General features: G+C 62.7%; 14 protein-coding genes. 10 read left to right on the top strand and 4 right to left on the bottom strand.

The window, feature by feature from the left end:
• Positions 1–8: 8 nt before the first annotated feature.
• Positions 9–1,799 (top strand): adenylate/guanylate cyclase domain-containing protein, encoded by a 1,791-nt coding sequence (locus ABIC09_RS18885; protein WP_354110180.1) that lies wholly within the window; start codon positions 9–11, stop codon positions 1,797–1,799.
• A gap of 136 nt (positions 1,800–1,935) precedes the next feature.
• On the opposite strand, the gene ABIC09_RS18880 is transcribed toward ABIC09_RS18885, so the two are convergent.
• Positions 1,936–2,913 carry an SEC-C domain-containing protein gene (locus ABIC09_RS18880; RefSeq protein ID WP_354110179.1) on the bottom strand — a complete coding sequence of 326 codons (978 nt, stop codon included), beginning with the start codon at positions 2,911–2,913 and terminating at the stop codon, positions 1,936–1,938.
• Between the two features lie 306 nt (positions 2,914–3,219).
• Between ABIC09_RS18880 and ABIC09_RS18875 the strand changes: the two genes are divergently transcribed.
• From ABIC09_RS18875 to ABIC09_RS18855, 5 genes are all read left to right on the top strand, one after another.
• Complete coding sequence (locus ABIC09_RS18875; RefSeq protein WP_354110178.1) at positions 3,220–3,717, top strand: hypothetical protein; 498 nt, start codon at positions 3,220–3,222, stop codon at positions 3,715–3,717.
• 138 nt (positions 3,718–3,855) lie between these two features.
• Positions 3,856–4,788: an alpha/beta hydrolase gene (locus ABIC09_RS18870; protein WP_354082584.1), complete on the top strand. Its 933-nt coding sequence runs from the start codon at positions 3,856–3,858 to the stop codon at positions 4,786–4,788.
• A gap of 244 nt (positions 4,789–5,032) precedes the next feature.
• Positions 5,033–6,487: an FAD-dependent monooxygenase gene (locus ABIC09_RS18865; RefSeq protein WP_354110177.1), complete on the top strand. Its 1,455-nt coding sequence runs from the start codon at positions 5,033–5,035 to the stop codon at positions 6,485–6,487.
• A 180-nt stretch (positions 6,488–6,667) separates the two neighbouring features.
• Positions 6,668–7,891 carry an ABC transporter substrate-binding protein gene (locus ABIC09_RS18860; protein ID WP_354110301.1) on the top strand — a complete coding sequence of 408 codons (1,224 nt, stop codon included), beginning with the start codon at positions 6,668–6,670 and terminating at the stop codon, positions 7,889–7,891.
• An 81-nt stretch (positions 7,892–7,972) separates the two neighbouring features.
• Positions 7,973–9,064, top strand: a complete 1,092-nt coding sequence (locus tag ABIC09_RS18855; protein ID WP_354110176.1) for an enolase C-terminal domain-like protein — start codon at positions 7,973–7,975, stop codon at positions 9,062–9,064.
• On the opposite strand, the gene ABIC09_RS18850 is transcribed toward ABIC09_RS18855, so the two are convergent.
• Entirely contained in the window at positions 9,061–10,335 is a 1,275-nt protein-coding gene (locus tag ABIC09_RS18850) for a lipase family protein (RefSeq protein WP_354110175.1), read from the bottom strand. The genes ABIC09_RS18855 and ABIC09_RS18850 overlap by 4 nt on opposite strands.
• Positions 10,336–10,516: 181 nt before the next feature.
• The gene (locus ABIC09_RS18845) at positions 10,517–11,944 is read right to left on the bottom strand and encodes a sulfatase family protein (protein ID WP_354110174.1); all 1,428 of its coding nucleotides are present in this window, start codon (positions 11,942–11,944) and stop codon (positions 10,517–10,519) included.
• A 170-nt stretch (positions 11,945–12,114) separates the two neighbouring features.
• Between ABIC09_RS18845 and ABIC09_RS18840 the strand changes: the two genes are divergently transcribed.
• Genes ABIC09_RS18840 through ABIC09_RS18825 form a run of 4 tightly spaced genes read left to right on the top strand, consistent with a single transcriptional unit; the run spans position 12,115 to position 15,975 of the window.
• Positions 12,115–12,870, top strand: a complete 756-nt coding sequence (locus tag ABIC09_RS18840; protein ID WP_354032873.1) for a FadR/GntR family transcriptional regulator — start codon at positions 12,115–12,117, stop codon at positions 12,868–12,870.
• A gap of 32 nt (positions 12,871–12,902) precedes the next feature.
• A complete protein-coding gene (locus tag ABIC09_RS18835; protein WP_354110173.1) occupies positions 12,903–14,258 on the top strand; it encodes an ABC transporter substrate-binding protein in 1,356 nt (451 codons plus the stop codon).
• Positions 14,255–15,151: a carbohydrate ABC transporter permease gene (locus ABIC09_RS18830; protein ID WP_148753202.1), complete on the top strand. Its 897-nt coding sequence runs from the start codon at positions 14,255–14,257 to the stop codon at positions 15,149–15,151. Before ABIC09_RS18835 ends, ABIC09_RS18830 begins: the two co-directional genes overlap by 4 nt.
• Positions 15,148–15,975 (top strand): carbohydrate ABC transporter permease, encoded by an 828-nt coding sequence (locus tag ABIC09_RS18825; protein WP_148753201.1) that lies wholly within the window; start codon positions 15,148–15,150, stop codon positions 15,973–15,975. Before ABIC09_RS18830 ends, ABIC09_RS18825 begins: the two co-directional genes overlap by 4 nt.
• Positions 15,976–16,071: 96 nt before the next feature.
• Here the strand turns inward: ABIC09_RS18825 and ABIC09_RS18820 are convergent, their stop codons facing one another.
• Positions 16,072–16,317 carry a hypothetical protein gene (locus ABIC09_RS18820; protein WP_148753200.1) on the bottom strand — a complete coding sequence of 82 codons (246 nt, stop codon included), beginning with the start codon at positions 16,315–16,317 and terminating at the stop codon, positions 16,072–16,074.
• Positions 16,318–16,667 lie beyond the last annotated feature (350 nt).

Genomic DNA, 16,667 nt, shown 5'->3' with positions numbered 1-16,667 from the left:
TGAATGCTATGGGCCAAGAACGACCAGCCCGGGTCGAGCGGAGGTTGTCGGCGATATTGGCCGCTGACGTGGCAGGCTATTCGCGGCTCATGCACCATGACGAAGAGGCCACCCATGCCAAACTGACAGCGCTCCTCGCGGACGATGTCACGCCCGCGATCTCCGAACACGGCGGCCGCATCGTCAAGAACACCGGCGACGGGTTCTTGGCAGAGTTTCCGAGCGCGGTGCAGGCGGTTCGCGCTGCCGTGCAGTTCCAGACCCGTATCACAGAACTTGCAGTCGCCGACGCGGAAGACAGGCGTATTGCTTTCCGTGTCGGCATCAATGTCGGCGACGTGATTGTCGAACCGCATGACATTTTTGGCGACGGCGTAAATATCGCGGCACGGCTTGAGAGTCTCGCAGAACCCGGGGGCATCTGCATCTCGTCATCTGCCTACGAGCATATTCGGGGCAAGGTCACCATTGAGTTCGCCGATCTGGGTGAGCAGAACCTTAAGAATATCGCCCGCCCGGTCCGCGCCTACGCAGCGGTCGGACATGGACGTAACCTGGCAACATTGGCTGACGGTCTCAGGCCGATCGCGTATTCGCCACCTCGTCTTTCCATTGTTGTGCTGCCATTCGTTAATCTCAGCGACGATCCCGAGCAGGACTACTTCGTTGATGGCGTGACCGAGAGCCTGACGACGGACTTGTCGCGCATCAGTGGCTCGTTTGTGATCGCCCGTAACAGCGCGTTTTCATATCAGGGAAAAACAATCGACGTGCAGCACGTCGGCCGCGAATTGAATGTCCGCTATCTACTAGAGGGCTCGGTGCAGCGCAGTGGTAAACGAGTTCGGGTGAATGTCCAACTTCTTGACGCCGAGACCACCAATCACCTGTGGGCCGAACGCTTCGATAAGCCAATCTCCGACCTTTTTGATATGCAGGACGAAATTGTATCGAGGCTCGCCCGCACGTTAGATGCCCAACTTATTGTAGCGGAAGCCCAACGAGCGGAACATTCACTCGAGCCAAATGCCACAGATTTGTATTTTCAAGGCAGGGCTTGGGCAAACAAGGGGGCAACTTCCGAGCACTTGACCAAAGCGCGCGGCTATTTCGAACGTGCCCTCGCCATTGACCCCCGAAGCGTCGGGGCGATGGTAGGCATGGCAGGCGTCGATGTGACAATGGGCGCTGATCTGCTAACGGACCACCGAACTGAGCTCCTTTCGGCCGCCGAAACGAACGCGATCAGGGCGCTTTCATTGGTCTCTGACAATGCAATGGCCCACTTTATGCTGGGCTCCGTCTACATTTGCACAAATCGTGCTGCCCAAGGGATTGCTGAATGCGAGCAGGCATTAGCGCTTGACCGCAATCTGGCTAATGCACATGGAGCTATTGGTTTGGCCAAATTCTACATGGGGCGGGCTTCCGAGACCGAAGGTCATATACTTGAGGCATTCCGCCTTTCCCCGCGCGATGTCCACGCCTACCGCTGGATGCATTCTCTCGGCGTGGCCAAGCTACAACTCGGCGCGGATGCCGAAGCCTCCGGTTGGTTAAGACGAAGCATTGAGGCCAACCGCAATCTTCCTCTCACGCATTTTGCACTCGCTGCTACATTGGGCTTGCTGGGCGCGCTGGATGAAGCGCAAACCGCCGCGAAGATGGGGCTTGCGCTCGTCCCAAGCTTTACCATCCGTCGCTTGCGCAACGGGAAACCAAGTGACAATCCGACGTATCTTGCAGGGCGGGAGCGGTTCTGTGAGGGCCTACGTTTGGCAGGCGTGCCTGAGGGGTGATGTCCGAGATGGGTCAACAGCGTCGGTTTGATTGGCGCTTTGTTACTTCCGGTCTCCCCCGATCAGCAGACCATTTCTGAGGGGACCGAACTTCGCCATCGGGCCAAACTCGGACATTCAGACCGAAGGCACCTTGTCAGCGAAATGCGCTCGATACGCGGAAACAGCGTCCGCTCGCAAGGCTAGGAACATCGTCCGGCAACAATTGCATGGCACCCCACGGCAACGGTTCTCGGAACATTGGTAATTTTGCGTACACGCTCCCTAACGTCTTTTTGTGACAGTGCTTGAAGCGCTTCCCCGAACCACACCAACATGTCTGATTACTTCGAATCGGCGGTCCAGAGAGCATACCCGCGCTCATTATCTCAGGACCTGCAATCGCCCAAGGGCCGCACGAAAGCGCAAAGACAACGTCCGCTCCATACGCTCGCTGCGTAATGTGCGCAGAATGATACGTGCTTGTGACGACAGTATCGGCGTCCCCCGGAATAACAGCACTGTTGCATTGTTTTCCGATAAGCCCATTAGACGCCGCTAACCTCTGGATGAGGCGCACCGCCTTGCGTTCAATGGCATCGCCTGCCACATCGGACTGCAGGATTTCTTCAACGGCAGCAAGATCCGACTCTGACAGTGATGACAAGCATCCGGCAGCCTTAACAAACACTCGCCGTTCTGGAAACATTTCGATTGTGAACCTGGCGTACGGCGTATCGAAGTTGCTCATACAAAAAACGATACTCGAACGCGCCCCTTGCCGGTAAACGAACCCAGTAACCAAGATTGCTAATCGCCGATCTGAAAGGGGCAGATTAGAGATCGGGGGCCTAGAAAAAGCGGATGTCGCTTTGCTCTCTAGAACTTTCAGCACGCTGTGAATCTCGTGTTGGGTCTTTCCAATCTCAGACAGAGCCTCCCACAACCAAGTTCGCGTGTTGAACCCCGAGCAGCAGGCAAGGCCAGTGAAGGCCAGCGCCACTCGCGCGTCATCACAGAACAAGACCGTGACCTTATTGAACTCATCGTCCTGGACCAGGCCGTTGCTCGTTACGCGGCGGTCGGCCACCAAAAAGGAATGCCTCTCATTGGACAACGCTAAGAGTAGGGTCATCTTCTGTCCCCAATTTGCCGGTCCAACTCTACTAACGATTGAATTTCGGTCAAAGTCAAAGCTAACGGTGAATGGCCGCAATGGGTCAAAGGCCGAAGAATTCACTTTGAGCACAATTGGTCCGCTGCGCTCTCGGAAGCGGACTTTCGTCGGCCCCTCATGAGTACACGTTCTTATACATCAAGTGACTTCGCCGCGTTCAACTCTCCCGAGACTATGACTATAGCCCTCCCCCTGATGGGAAATCTGTCATAGGCTGCGACTGTCATGTGGCGCCAAAGCCGTGACCTTCGAGGAGAGACGCCCATGAAACTCACGATATCGGCCTGGCTCGCCGGCGCCATGCTTGTGGCCGGTGCGTCCCCTATCGCGGGCGCATCCGGCGCCACGCCTTCGAAAATCTCGGGGTCCACGGCGCTGGCGCTGGCGGGGGTGATCGCGCCGCTGTCGCCGATCCTGTCGGGCGCCGAGAAGAAGGCGGTTGCGATGCTGTTCGCCGTCAACGCCGACATTCCCTACAAGAAGCCGATCGTGGTGACCGCGGACAGGATCGTCTGCCGCACCAGCAATGTCGACATCACCTTGCGCAACTGCGAGGTCACGTTCGGCAAGAAGGTCAAGACCGTGAACGGCTCCACGGCCAACGAGATTTTCGCGACCGAGGCGCTGGCCGGCATTCCGCCCGACGGTGCGGCGGGATCGAATTTCGAGAGCCTGAGCAAGCTGAGCTGCACGATCGACCCCAATGCCGTCAGGCAGAAGGACGGCAGCGGGGCGGATTGCACGTTCCAGCCGGCGGATTGATTGGGGCGTGCGAGGGCGAACGAAGGGTGCCGTGAAATCGCCGCAAGATGAACTGACAAGACCAGGTAGCAAGGCGAATTGAAAAGACAGGCCAAATCGGCGCACCAAACCGAAGCGCTCAAGGCCGGCACCACGATGATGAAGAATTGTCTCGCATTTTTGCTTGTTCTGAGCGTGACAGCGGCCTCCGCACATGGCCCGTTGCCGGCGCGACTGACCGCGCCGTCCGATCTCGTGCCGGTCGGCCTCACCGATAACGACACGACCGCCGGCGGCGTCGTGCGCCTGTGCGAGCAGGTCACCTTCTCGCGCGGCCTGCGCTATGGCGACGGCGAGGCCAATGTGCTCGACGTCGCGATCAGCGAGACCACCAAGGCGGATACGCCGCGACCGGTGCTGCTGTTCGTGGCGGGCGACACGTTTACCGGTGACCGCGGCGCTCCGGACCTGTCCCGCGACATCCAGGACGAGGCGATGTGCTTTGCCGCGCGCAACGGCATGATCGGGGTGCGCGTGAACTACCGCCTGGCGCCCGCCGCGACCTGGCCGATGGGCGCAACCGACGTCGCAGCGGCGCTGTCCTGGATCCACGGCAATATCGACCTGTTCAACGGCGACGCCCGCGAGATCGTCGCGGTCGGCTACGGCGCCGGCGCCTTCCATGTCGCGAGCCTGCTGGCGCATCCCGAGCTCCAGGCCGACCGCGCCGATGTCGCGGCGGTCGTGCTGGTATCCGGTATCTACCGCGCCGGCAAGGACGCCAGCGACAGCGAGAAGGCGTATTTCGGCACTGACGCCGCTCAATATGACAAGCGCTCGGTGTTTCCCGGCATCCTCAATGTCGATGCGCCGATCGTGCTGGCCTGGGCCGCCAACGATCCCGCAAACCTCGTTGCCCAGGGCGAGACCCTGAAGAAGACGCTGTGCGGCGCCGGCCACTGCCCGCGCACCACGCTGCTGCGCAGCCGCGACGGCATCGCTGCCGCATTTGGGCTGGACGGCTCCGGTGACAGCCTCGCCGAGCCGACGCTGCTGCTGGTGCATCAGCTGGAGGCGCGCGGGCTGCCGTAAGCATCAGCGGGACGCCCGAATTCGTCGCCAAGCCAATATGCCGGACGATGATGGACTCACGCCGCCTGTGTCGGGGCGGCACGACGCCAGAGAAGCACAATACTATCGGGAGCGATGCAGCGGGCGAAGGCGCGTGCCAGGCCATGCGCTGCTTTCAGTTCATATATGTGGCGCGCAACGCTCTTGCTTCAAGACCCCGCCTCCCCCGTAGAAGTCAGGCCTCCTACCGAATCTGAGGTGGCAAATGACGGAACACGACGTGATCATCGTCGGCGGCGGTCCAACTGGATTGATGCTTGCCGGGGAGCTGGCCGTGGCCGGCGTGAACGCCGCGATCGTCGAGAGGCGTCCGAACCAGGACGTGGAGGGCTCGCGCGCGAGCGGTCTGCATCCACGGGCGATCGAGCTTCTCGATCAGCGGGGCATAGCGGAAAGGTTCCTGCCGCAAGGGACCAAGCACTACGCCGTCGCGCTCGCCGGCATCGTCCTCGAGGCCCGCGACCGGCCTAGCCGCCACAACTACACGCTCGGGCTCTGGCAGGAAAAAATCGAGCGCGGTCTCGCCGACTGGGTCTCTGAACTCGCCGTGACCTTCTATCGAGGCTGCGAGATGGCGACCTTTGTCGAAACTACGGAGCGGGTCGACGTTCACCTGACGGACGGGCGCAGGCTCGGTTCACGCTATCTCGTCGGCTGCGACGGCGGCCGCAGCCTCGTGCGCAAGACCGCGGGCATCGGGTTTCCCGGATCGGAGCCGCAGGCGAGCTATCTCATCTTCGAAGCGGACATGACGGACGAGCCGCCGCTTGGCATCCGCTACAGCAACCGGGGGCTGTATGCCCTGGGACGGCTCGACAGCGGCCCGCGCGTGCGCGGCATCGTGACGGAGCAGCGGCTCGAGCGGGGCGGCAGCCCCACCGAAGCAGATCTCAGGGCAGCGCTCCAAACCGCCTACGGATCGGATCTGGGCATCCATGAGGTCACGTGGATGTCGCGGTTCACGGACGCTGCGCGGCAAGCGGAAGCGTATCGGAAGAGCCGCGTCCTGCTCGCGGGCGATGCCGCGCACATCCACTCCCCCGTGGGAGGACAGGGCCTGAACGTCGGGCTGCAGGATGCCGTGAATCTCGGGTGGAAGCTCGCCCAGGTCGTGAAGGGGATCTCACCCGATGCCCTGCTCGACACCTATCACGCGGAGCGGCAACCGGTTGGGGCCGCGCTGCTCGAGTTGACGCTGGCGCTCACCACTCTCAACCGTGGCGACGAGCACACCACGGCGCTCCGCGGGTTCGTCGCCAACACCATGAAGATGGATGAGCCGAGGAGATGGTATTCCGCCAAGGTGTCGGGCCTCGACATCCGCTATGGCGAAGAAGGATGCCACCCTCTGCTCGGCAGGCGCATGCCCGACCTGGACCTTGTCACCGCTGATGGCCCGACGCGCGTATTCGAGCTGATGCGAGATGCGCGGCCGCTCTTCCTCAATCTCGGCCCGCCCGGCTGCGCTGTCCCCGAGCGATGGGACGAACGCGTCAGGCAGGTCAGCGCGACGTTCGCGGGCATCTGCGAGATGCCGGTAATCGGTGTCGTTCCGACCCCTGCCGCCGTTCTCGTCCGGCCCGACGGGCATGTCGCCTGGGTCAGCACGGGCAAATGCGAAGGTCTCGTGGAGGCTCTCACGACCTGGTTCGGAGATTAGGCCGCCATGGCCATGTTGCGGGCGACTTGGGACGGCTAGGCAAGCGCAGCGCGTCAGCACGCCTGCCGCTTCTATCGCGCCGCCCAGCCACAGGATTGCCAAACGCTTGACGTAGATTAACTCCCTTGGGTGCAGAACGAGCCGAGTTCGTTGGGGGCCAACAACGACAAGGTGTCGAGCATGCGCGTCACCGGCAGGCTGCTGTTCGTTTTGATCGTCGCTCTCGCCTCGCTCGGGGCGATGTCGGAGCAGCGTTCGGATCAACCCACTCCCGACAGCGAAATCCGCATCGGCAATCTCATGCCGTATTCGGGACCGCTCTCGGAATTCGGCGCGATAGGCCAGGCCGAGGCCGCCTATTTCGACATGGTCAACGATCATGGCGGGATCAACGGCCGCAAGGTCCGCTTCATCAGCCGCGACGACAATTCCGATCCCACGGTCGCGCTCGATCTGACTCGCAATCTCGTCGAGAAGGACGACGTGCACCTGATGTTCGGATCATTCGGCACGCCCGGCAATCTCGCCACGCGCTGGTACCTGAACGAGAAGAAGGTCCCGCAGCTGTTCGTCGCCTCCGGCGACGAGGAGCTGAGCCAGGCCAAGGCGTTTCCCTGGACCATGGGCTGGCAGCCGCCGTTCCGGTCGGAAGGGCGCATCTACGCCAACTACATCCAGGCCTATTATCCGCATCGCAAGATCGTGGTGCTGTGGCAGAACGACCAGTTCGGACGCGCGCTCCTCAAGGGTATCGAGGAAGGTCTTGGCAACCTGAACCGCCTGATCCTCGTCGACATCGCCTTCGACATCTCAGATGAGCATCTCGAAGGGCACGTCTCGATCCTCAAGCGCGCGGGTGCCGATGTTTTCGTCTTTCTCGGCGTGCCGTCGACGGCGGCCCAGGTGATCAAGCTGGCCGCCTCGCTCAACTGGCACCCGGTCGTGATCGTGAACGATGCCTCCGCCTCGATCGCCAACGCGATGGCGCCTGCCGGCCTGCAGAATTCGGCCGGGGTGATCTCGACGGCTTTTCTGAAGGATCCGAGCGATCCGGCATGGAAAGACGATCCTGCCATGAAGGACTGGTTCGCCTTCATGGATAAATATCATCACGTCGAAAGCACGAACAACAGTGCCGCACTCTATGGCTATGCCGCGGCCGAGGCGCTGACGCAGGTGCTGAAGCAATGCGGCGACGACCTTTCGCGCGAGAACATCATGCGCCAGGCAGCGTCGCTGCAGGATTATCACCCCTCCGTTGCGCTGCCCAATATCGGGATGAATACGTCGCCCGACAGCTATCTGCCGATCAAGCAGATGCGGCTGGTCCAGTTCGACGGCCGCTCCTGGCAGCCCTTCGGCGCGGTGATCGAGACGGCGTTTTCAGAAGGTGCGGGGCGGTGAGCGGACTCAGGCCATCTTTTCGTTTCATGGCGAATGTTTAAGATCGGGCTTGAACCTGCATTCGCTCCGCCGGGAGATCCCATGACCGAGACCATCCGCATCAAGCGCTTCAACGCGCGCCCCGTGATCGTGCCGATGAATTTGCCGCTCAAGACCTCGACCGGCGCGGTCGGGAAAGCGCCGCTGGTGCTGATCGACTGCGAGACGGACCAGGGGGCGGTGGGGCACGCCTATCTGTTCTCGATCACGCCGTCGGCCCTGAAGCCGCTGACCGCGATGGTCACGGAAATGTCGGAGCTGCTCGCCGGCGACGAGCTGCTGCCGTTCGAGATCGAACGCAAGCTGACCCAGCGTTTCACGCTGCTCGGGCTCGCCGGACTGCAACGGCTGGCGCAATCCGGCATCGACATGGCGGCGTGGGACGCGCTGGCCCGCGCGCGCGGCCTGCCGCTAGCCCGCCTGCTCGGCGGCGCGCCGAAACCGGTGAAGGCCTACAATTCGAAGGGGCTCGGCATCATGCCGGCGGGCGCCGCGGTGGAGGAAGCCCACAAGCTGCTGGCCGAGGGTTTTCATGCCGCAAAAATCCGCGTCGGCCGGCCCGATGCGCGGGACGACCTCGCCGTGGTGCGCGCGGTGCGCAAGGCGGTTGGCGACGAGGTCATGCTGATGTGCGACTACAACCAGGCACTGACGGTGACCGAAGCCATTCGCCGCGGCGAGATGCTCGACGATGAAGGCCTGACCTGGATCGAGGAGCCGATCCGCCATGACGACTATGAGGGCTGCGCCCGCATTGCGGACGCGCTGCGCACACCGGTCCAGATCGGTGAGAATTTCGACAGCGCGTTTTCGATGCAGGCCGCACTGTCAGCGGAGGCCTGCGACTACGTGATGCCCGACGTGCAGCGCATCGGCGGCGTCTCCGGCTGGCTGCGCGCCGCCGCGCTCGCGCACGCCGCCGGCATCGAGATGTCAACCCATCTGTTCTCGGAGGTCAGCGCGCACCTGCTCTGCGTGACGCCGACCGCGCATTGGCTGGAATATGTCGACTGGGCCGACGCGGTGCTTTCAACGCGGCTCAAGATCAAGGACGGCTTTGCGTTGCCGGGCGAGGAGCCCGGCAACGGGATCGAATGGGACGAGGCGGCGGTGAGGAAATATCTGGTCGGCTAGTCGTTGAAGGCTACCCCTTGCGCGACTTCACCGGGCGCGCCGGGCTCCGTGATCTCGGCGCAATTGCTCTGCGGCTTCTGGCCGGCGAGCATGCCGCGGAAAAAGGCCAGCGCATCCGGAAAAGCGGCGTTCAGGCCACCATTATGCGTGGCGCCGGGATAGGTCTTCCAGACCAATTCGTTTCCAGCGGCGCAGAGGGCCGCGACTTCCGCATATTGCCGGGTCGGGACCAGCGTGGAATCGGCAAGGCCGGTGCCGAGCAGCAACGGAACCTTGAGCCGCACCGCCTTCATGTCCGTGACCGCAGTCAACCGCGTCAGCACCTTGTCGATCGGTTCGACATAGACGTTATCGACAGTGATGTCGTCCCTACGTGCCAAATTGCGCATCTCGGTGGTGCAGCTCTCGCGCGCCGCCTTCAGGATCGGCTTGCCCTTTTCGGAGACGAGATCATCAGCGGAGGGTGCGCCGTCGGGCAGCGAACCGCCCAGCAGCATGAGCGACGTGTAGATCGGTGAACCGATCGAGGTGGTCTGCGGCGGCTTGTAAGGACCGTCCGGGAAGGTCGAAACCAGCCCCGTCGCGACGGTGGCGACGAGTGGCACCTCCGGCGCGTAGCTCTCCGCAATCACGGTCGCGCCCATGGCGGCACCCGAGCCCTGCGACTGCCCGGTGACGAAGACTTTTGACGCGAGCCTGTCCCGATACGCCGAGAGCGCGGCACGCACGCCGTCGAGCACCGAGCGGCCTTCCGCCTGCCAGATCAAATACGGATGCGGGCCAGGTCCGCCGAGTCCTTGATAATCGGTGGCGACGACCGCGAAGCCGTTCTCCAGCCAGCGCTGGATGTAGGTGGCATCGCGCGGCTTGTGACCGGTCCAGGACGGCGCACATGCATCCGAAATGCCGAGCGTGCCGTGCGCCCACGCGACCAAGGGCCAGCCTCCGGCCGGCGGCTCGCCCTTGGGCAGATAAAGCGTGCCGCTGACCGGTACGATGCCGGCGTGCCAGCGCAGATCGCTCGATGTGTAGAGAATGCGTTCGGCGAGGGCTGCGCTCGTGATCTCGGACTGCGCGAGCATCGGCTCCTTGCGCAGCATCACGCCGGGGCTCTCGGGCAAGGTTTCGGACCAGCGATAGAATGGCGACAGGGCCTGGTCGCCCTCCTTCGGTCCGACCGGCAACAACGAATCCGCGCGGGCCGTCGAGGCCGCGAGGCCGACGACAACGGCGAGCGCTATCAACGACCTTGTCATCAGGCTTCCAGACATCAGGCTTCTCCATCCCTGGCGCTTTTGGATTGGCTGGCTGTCGCAGCAATCCTGTTTCTGCGCCGATTATGGAGCCCGTCGCGCCAACGTCCATGTCTTTTCGCACATGGACCGATGCCGATCTCACATGGACTTGGAGGGGGGCCTGCGCCAACCCGGCTCGCCCGATGTCAGGGTCCGTTCACCGCGCCGCGGCGTTCAAATCCATCGTCTCCAGCAGGCTGTTCTGGCGCCAGTCGATGAAGGCGTCCTTGAGGCGGTTGATCTCGCCAGCATACTCGGGCACGCCCCAGAGATTGTGCTGCTCGAGCGGGTCGCTGGCGAGATCGAACAATTGGCCGTCCTCGGCGCCGTGAATGAACACGACCTTCCAGCGGTCATCGCGCACCATGGTGATCAGCCGCGCCCCGGTCATGGCAACGTCGCCGGCCTGTTCGGAGAACACGAAGCCGCGGCCGGCCCACTCCTCGCCTTTCAGCGCCGGCAGCAGGCTGCGGGCCTGGAACGGCTTTGGATGCTCTGCGCCGGCGAGATCCAGAATGGTGGGCGCAAGATCGAACAGCTGGCACTTTTCGCGGATGCGGTGGCCGCCGGAGAACAGGCCGGGCGACCAGAACAGCAGCGGGATGCGGGTGACGGGCTCGTACATCGACCATTTCTGGCTGAGGCCGTGCTCGCCGAGATTGTCGCCATGGTCAGACATGAAGATGACGACGCAATTGTCGAGATATCCCTTGTCCTCGAGCGTCTGCAGCAGGCGGCCGATCTGCTCGTCGATCATGGTGACGTTGGCATAGTAATGTGCGCGCAGGCGGCGCATCTCTTCGTGCGTCGGCGCGAGCTTCCATGACACGGCATCGTGGTCGACCTCGGTGTCGTGGCGTCGCTTCTCTTTGAGGTACGCCGGCAAGCCCTTGATCTCGGCCTCGGTCGGTTGCGGCACCGGCAGGTCGTTGCGGGCGAGATAGTGCTCGAGATATTCGGGCAGCGGATCATAGGGTGGATGCGGGCCGGGGAGGCCGATCTGCATGAACAGCGCGTCGGGCCTGGGGCGGGTCTCGAGCCACCACATCGCGGTTTCCGCAACGAAGATGTCCGGGTGCAGCGATCTCGGCATCTCCCAGGTGAAGGCGCCCATGCGGTCGCCATAATCAGGCAGGTTGCGATAGCCGGCGCGCGACGGCTTTGTCAGCTTGTGCGCGGCAAAGGCCTTGTCGAGTTCGTCGGCGAACCAGCGCCCCTCGAGGAAGCGGTCCTTGTTCTCGACCACGAAGCGCTCGTGGAAGCCGGCCTTCGCGTCATAGGGGATGGTGTGCATCTTGCCGACATTGACGCAGTGATAGCCGGCGTCGCCGAGCTTGCTCACCCACGTCTTCTGCCAGTGCTGCCCGTTCTTCAGCACGCCCGAGGCATGCGGGTAGAGGCCGGAGAACAGTGCCGCGCGCGAGGGCACGCAGCTCGGCGCGTTGATGAAGCAATTGTCGAAATAGACGCCCTCGCGCACCAGACGATCGAGATTCGGCGTCTTCATGTAGGGATGGCCCGTTGCCGCGATCGTGTCGAAGCGTTGCTGGTCGGTCATGACCAGGATGATGTGGGGCTTTGTCACGGTTGTTTTGTCCTGCGCGGAATTCGCTCAGGAGGAAATATGTCTGACATAATAATTCTTGTCAAACAGGACCGGATTTGATTAATTGCGATCAGTGGCCTAATTCAGCGCATACTTTCGTCAGCATCCGCGATAAATCAGACATTTTGTTCTACGAGACCGGGATCAACGTGGCAAAATCGGCTAGCAAGGACAGCCCGCAATCGATCGCCCGCGAGGTGGCGCGGCTGATCCTGACAGGCGTCTGGCGCGAGGGCACGACGTTGCCGCGCGAGATCGAGCTGGCGTCCCGCTTCGATGTCAGCCGCGCCTCGATCCGCGAGGCGCTGTCGCTGCTCAAGGGCAAGGGGCTGATCGCCTCGAAGCAGAAGGCCGGCACCCATGTGCGCGCGCGCTTCGACTGGAACATGCTCGACGAGGAATTGCTGAACTGGACGCTGGCGGCACTGCCGACGCAGGAGTTCGCCAAGCAGATCACGGAGGTCCGCCGCATCGTCGAGCCGGAGGCGTGCGCCATCTGCGCGGTGCGCGGCACGGACGAGGATTTCGCGCGGATCGAACGCGCCTATCGCGGCATGGATGCGGCCGGCATGGACCGCGTCGCCTATGCCGAGCCCGATCTGCAATTCCACCGCGGCATTCTCATCGCTACCGGCAACGATTTCCTGATCGCCTTTGGCGCGACGGTCGCAGCTGCCTTGCGGATGTCGTTCAACCTGTCGAGCACAAATCCGGGCGCGCCGCGGAAGAGCCTGCCCTATCACCGCGCCGTGCTCGACGAGATCTGGGCGCGCAATGCCGACGGCGCGCGCCAGGCCATGCACAAGCTGATGGATCTCACCGAACAGAACATCGTCTCGGCCATGTCGCGCCAAAAGAAAAAGGACGCCGAGGACGAGAACGTTCGCACCAGACGGACGCGTTGAAGCCTGCAAAACAATAGTGAGGGAGGTTAAAGATGATGAAGACCGCATCGCGCGCGAGCTCGATCACTCGTCGCAAACTGCTGAAAACAAGCGCCGCAGGCGCGGCGCTCGCGACATTCCCCGCGCCGCTGATCGCGCAGACCAAGCCGTTTGCCGGCGTGACCCTGCACGGCGCCTCGTTTCAGCACCGCTTCTTCACGCTGCTGCAGAAATATATTCCCGAGTTCGAGGAAAAGACCGGCATGAAGGTCGACCTCCAGCTCTCGGCCCTGCCGGTCTACAACCAGCAGGCCAATCTCGAACTGTCCTCGGGCGGCTCGGCCTATGACTTCGTCAATGTCACCTTCACGCTCGCGACCCGCTGGATCGCGGCGGGCCTGCTCGCCAATCTCGACGAGTTCACGGGTGATGCCAATTTGACGCCGGTCGAGTGGAATCCGAAAGACTTCGTCGACGGCGCGCAGGTGCCCTATCGCGACGGCAAGGGGGCGACCTACGGCTATTCCTGGGAAGGCGGCGCGATGCTGATGGGGCTGTCGCGCATGGATCTGATGGAGAAGAAGGGGCTGAAGATCCCAAAGACCTTCGCCGAGCTTGCGCAGGTCTGCGCCGAAATCAACGGCACCGACGGCGTCAACGGCATGGTGTCGTGGTTCCTCCACAACTGGAATCTGCCGCCCTATATCCAGGGCTTTGGCGGCAACGTCTTCAAGAATCCGCCCGGCGACGTCATGCCGGCGCTGAATACGCCCGAGGCGATCCAGGGCGTCGAGTTCTATGCGAACCTGCTGAAGAGCGCGCCGAAGGGCGTCCTGACCTACACCGAGGACCAGGCGCGGCAGTCGATGCTGACCGGCCGCTCCAACATCTTCATCCACTCCAGCGCCTGGGTGACGCCGATCCTGCTTTCCGACGAGAGCAAGGTGAAGGACACCTCGCGCGTGGTGCGTTCGCCTGCCGGTCCGGTGCATGACTACCCGGCCTCGAACAGCCAGGGCCTCGGCATCCCCAGGAACGCCAAGAATCAGAAGGCCGCGTGGGAATTCATCAAATGGGCGCTCAGCCCTGAGATCTCGATGAAGCTTGTGAGGGAGCACGGACACTCCTCGGTGTGCCGCCGCTCGATCATCACCAGCGAAGACTATCGGAAGCTCAACACGGTGAACGGCCAGGACCTCGGCGCGCTCTATCTCGAGGTGCTGGAGCTGCCGGGCAAGGGCGAGAACTACATGGCCTATCGCACCTCGAAGGAGTTCCCGATCGTCGGCGACGTCCTCAACAAGGCGTTCGAGCAGGTCGCGACCGGCCAGCTCCCCGCCAAGGACGCGATGAACGCGGCCCAGGACCAGGCGATCGCCGCACTCCGCCGCGCCGGGACAAAACTTTGAGCGAGAGCGGAATTGACGGAGAGCGCCGCAGGTTCATCGCCTTCGCGCTCACACCGAGCCTGATCGTGCTGTTCGCAGTCGCCGTGCTGCCGGCGATCTATCTCATCGTGACCAGCCTGACGCCGTTCCAACTGACGACGCCGGGCTCGGCCACCGATTTCAGCGAGCCGTTGCGCAATTATGGCCTGTTGCCGGGCGACCCCCGCTTCGTCAACTCGCTGGCCGTGCAGGCCAAGCTGTCGGTCGCGAGCGTGCTGTTTCAGGTGCTGCTCGGCATGGGGCTGGCGCTGCTCCTGAACGTGCCGTCGCGCTTCGTCGAATTCGCGCGAACCTTCTTCCTGATCCCGATGGTGCTGCCGCCGATCGTGGTCGCGGTGATCTGGAAGCTGATCTACGCGCCCGACATCAGCCCGCTCTACTACGCCGCGCAGGCGCTGCATGTCACCCTGCCGGCGCTGACCTCCAGCGTCGATTTCGCGCTGACCTCGATCGTCATCGCCGACACCTGGGAGTGGCTGCCCTTCACCTTCCTGATGGTGCTGGCGGCGCTGCAGACGATTCCGGACGAATATTCGGAAGCGGCCCTCGTCGACGGCGCCAGCAAGCTGCAGATCTTCTGGTACGTGACGCTGCCTTTCATCACACCGATCCTCGTCATTTCAGGCATGTTCCGCCTGATCGACAGCGTGAAGGCGTTCCCGCTGATCTTCCTCCTGACCGGCGGCGGCCCCGGCACGCTCACCGAGGTGACGAACTACTATGCGTACCTCCTCGCTTTCGACACCAACGAGATCGGCTATTCCAGCGCGGTCACCGTGGTGATGCTGCTCCTGGTCTGCGGCATCAGCTTAGGGTTGGTCTGGATGGGCCAGCGCAAGAAAGCACTGGCATGAGCGAGTCGTCCCTCCGCAAAGCCACGCCGGGCCGGCTGGTCGCGATCACGCTGACGCTGATGATCCTGCTCTCGCCATTCCTCTGGCTGTTGCAGATGAGCTTCAAATCCAACGACCAGATCTTGCAATTCCCGCCGCCTTTGATCTTCACGCCGACGCTGGAGAATTACATCTCGCTCTGGCACAGCGCGTTCTCGGCCTCCTTCGTCAACAGCCTGTTGAGCGCCTCGCTCTCCACCGCTCTCGCGCTGCTGTTCGGCGTGCCAGCGGCCTACGCACTGTCGCGCTGGGCCGGACGCGGCAAGCATGCGCTCTCCTTTGCGATCCTGGTGACGCGCATGGCGCCGCCGATCGCGTTCACCATCCCCTTTTTCCTGTTCTATCGCTGGATCGGCCTGCTCGACACCATCACCGGCCTGGTGCTGGTCTACACCAGCTTCAACCTGCCGCTGGTGATCTGGATGATGCAGCCGTTCTTCGACACCATCCCGGTCTCGCTGGAAGAGGCGGCCCTCGTCGACGGCGCGCGGACGCGCACAGTGTTCACCAGGATCGTGCTGCCGATGGTGACACCTGGCATCGCCGCGACCGCGATCCTCTGCTTCCTCTACGCCTGGAACGACTTCTTCTTCGCGCTGATCCTGACCCGCACCAATGCGCGCACCGCGCCGGTCGCCGTCGTCAACTTCATGAACTACGAGGGCTGGGAATGGGGCAAGATCGCCGCCGGCGGCTCGCTGGTGATGGCGCCGGTGCTGATCTTCTCGCTCGCGGTGCGCCGCTATCTCGTCTCCGGGCTCACGGCCGGCGCCGTCAAAGGCTGACATCATGAAGCTTCCGACCCGCGCCTCGATTCTGGATTGCTTCGCTGCGCTCGCAATGACGGGGTGTGGAGCTGCGACGCGGGTCTCACGCCGGCCTTACCACGTCTCCGCGCCGGGGATTTTCTTGCGCACGGCGATGCGCTGTATCCAGATGCAGCGACGGACGGATCGATTGGAGCGCCCCACCGCGGAGATCCCCTCGCCGGCCTGAAGCAGCGGCGCCACGCTCTCGCGCAGCGCGCGGCAGCGTTGCAGCTCGGCCTGCCAGTCGATGATCGCAGCGTCGGCGCCCGATACCATCAGGGCCGATACCGCCACGGCAAGACTAATCGTCCGCATCATTCACTTTCCCTTCCCTTTGACCTATCCGCAACGCGCCGGTGCAGATCATGCCGTTCACGCCGATCGTTTGCGTAACAGCGACTCTTTCGCTTGTGAAATGGAACACACTTGAAACACCCTTCAGGTTGTATCATTCTCAAGATGTAACCAAGGCGAATGGGGCGTACGACCCCATATCTTTTGATCATTTCATTTTTGAACACCCTTACAAAGCGTCGTTTCGCGCAGGGGTGACGCGGACGATCCCGCGACGGACGACGAGCTTAGATATCGCAATCGGTTTCAAAAATCTCCGACGTCTCGCCGAACCAGGCGATGCGACAGCGACCTCGCGCGTGCGCGTCGCACGG

This window comes from Bradyrhizobium sp. S3.12.5 (assembly GCF_040548225.1).
GTDB classification, from domain to species: Bacteria; Pseudomonadota; Alphaproteobacteria; order Rhizobiales; family Xanthobacteraceae; genus Bradyrhizobium; species Bradyrhizobium cytisi.
This window is presented reverse-complemented; position numbering and strand designations above follow the sequence as displayed.

Coding starts and splice junctions, on each gene's coding strand:
- ABIC09_RS18885 (WP_354110180.1), top strand. CDS start 9: ATGGGCCAAGAACGACCAGCCCGGGTCGAGCGGAGGTTGTCGGCGATA.
- ABIC09_RS18880 (WP_354110179.1), bottom strand. CDS start 2,913: ATGACCCTACTCTTAGCGTTGTCCAATGAGAGGCATTCCTTTTTGGTG.
- ABIC09_RS18875 (WP_354110178.1), top strand. CDS start 3,220: ATGAAACTCACGATATCGGCCTGGCTCGCCGGCGCCATGCTTGTGGCC.
- ABIC09_RS18870 (WP_354082584.1), top strand. CDS start 3,856: ATGAAGAATTGTCTCGCATTTTTGCTTGTTCTGAGCGTGACAGCGGCC.
- ABIC09_RS18865 (WP_354110177.1), top strand. CDS start 5,033: ATGACGGAACACGACGTGATCATCGTCGGCGGCGGTCCAACTGGATTG.
- ABIC09_RS18860 (WP_354110301.1), top strand. CDS start 6,668: ATGCGCGTCACCGGCAGGCTGCTGTTCGTTTTGATCGTCGCTCTCGCC.
- ABIC09_RS18855 (WP_354110176.1), top strand. CDS start 7,973: ATGACCGAGACCATCCGCATCAAGCGCTTCAACGCGCGCCCCGTGATC.
- ABIC09_RS18850 (WP_354110175.1), bottom strand. CDS start 10,335: ATGTCTGGAAGCCTGATGACAAGGTCGTTGATAGCGCTCGCCGTTGTC.
- ABIC09_RS18835 (WP_354110173.1), top strand. CDS start 12,903: ATGATGAAGACCGCATCGCGCGCGAGCTCGATCACTCGTCGCAAACTG.
- ABIC09_RS18825 (WP_148753201.1), top strand. CDS start 15,148: ATGAGCGAGTCGTCCCTCCGCAAAGCCACGCCGGGCCGGCTGGTCGCG.
- ABIC09_RS18820 (WP_148753200.1), bottom strand. CDS start 16,317: ATGATGCGGACGATTAGTCTTGCCGTGGCGGTATCGGCCCTGATGGTA.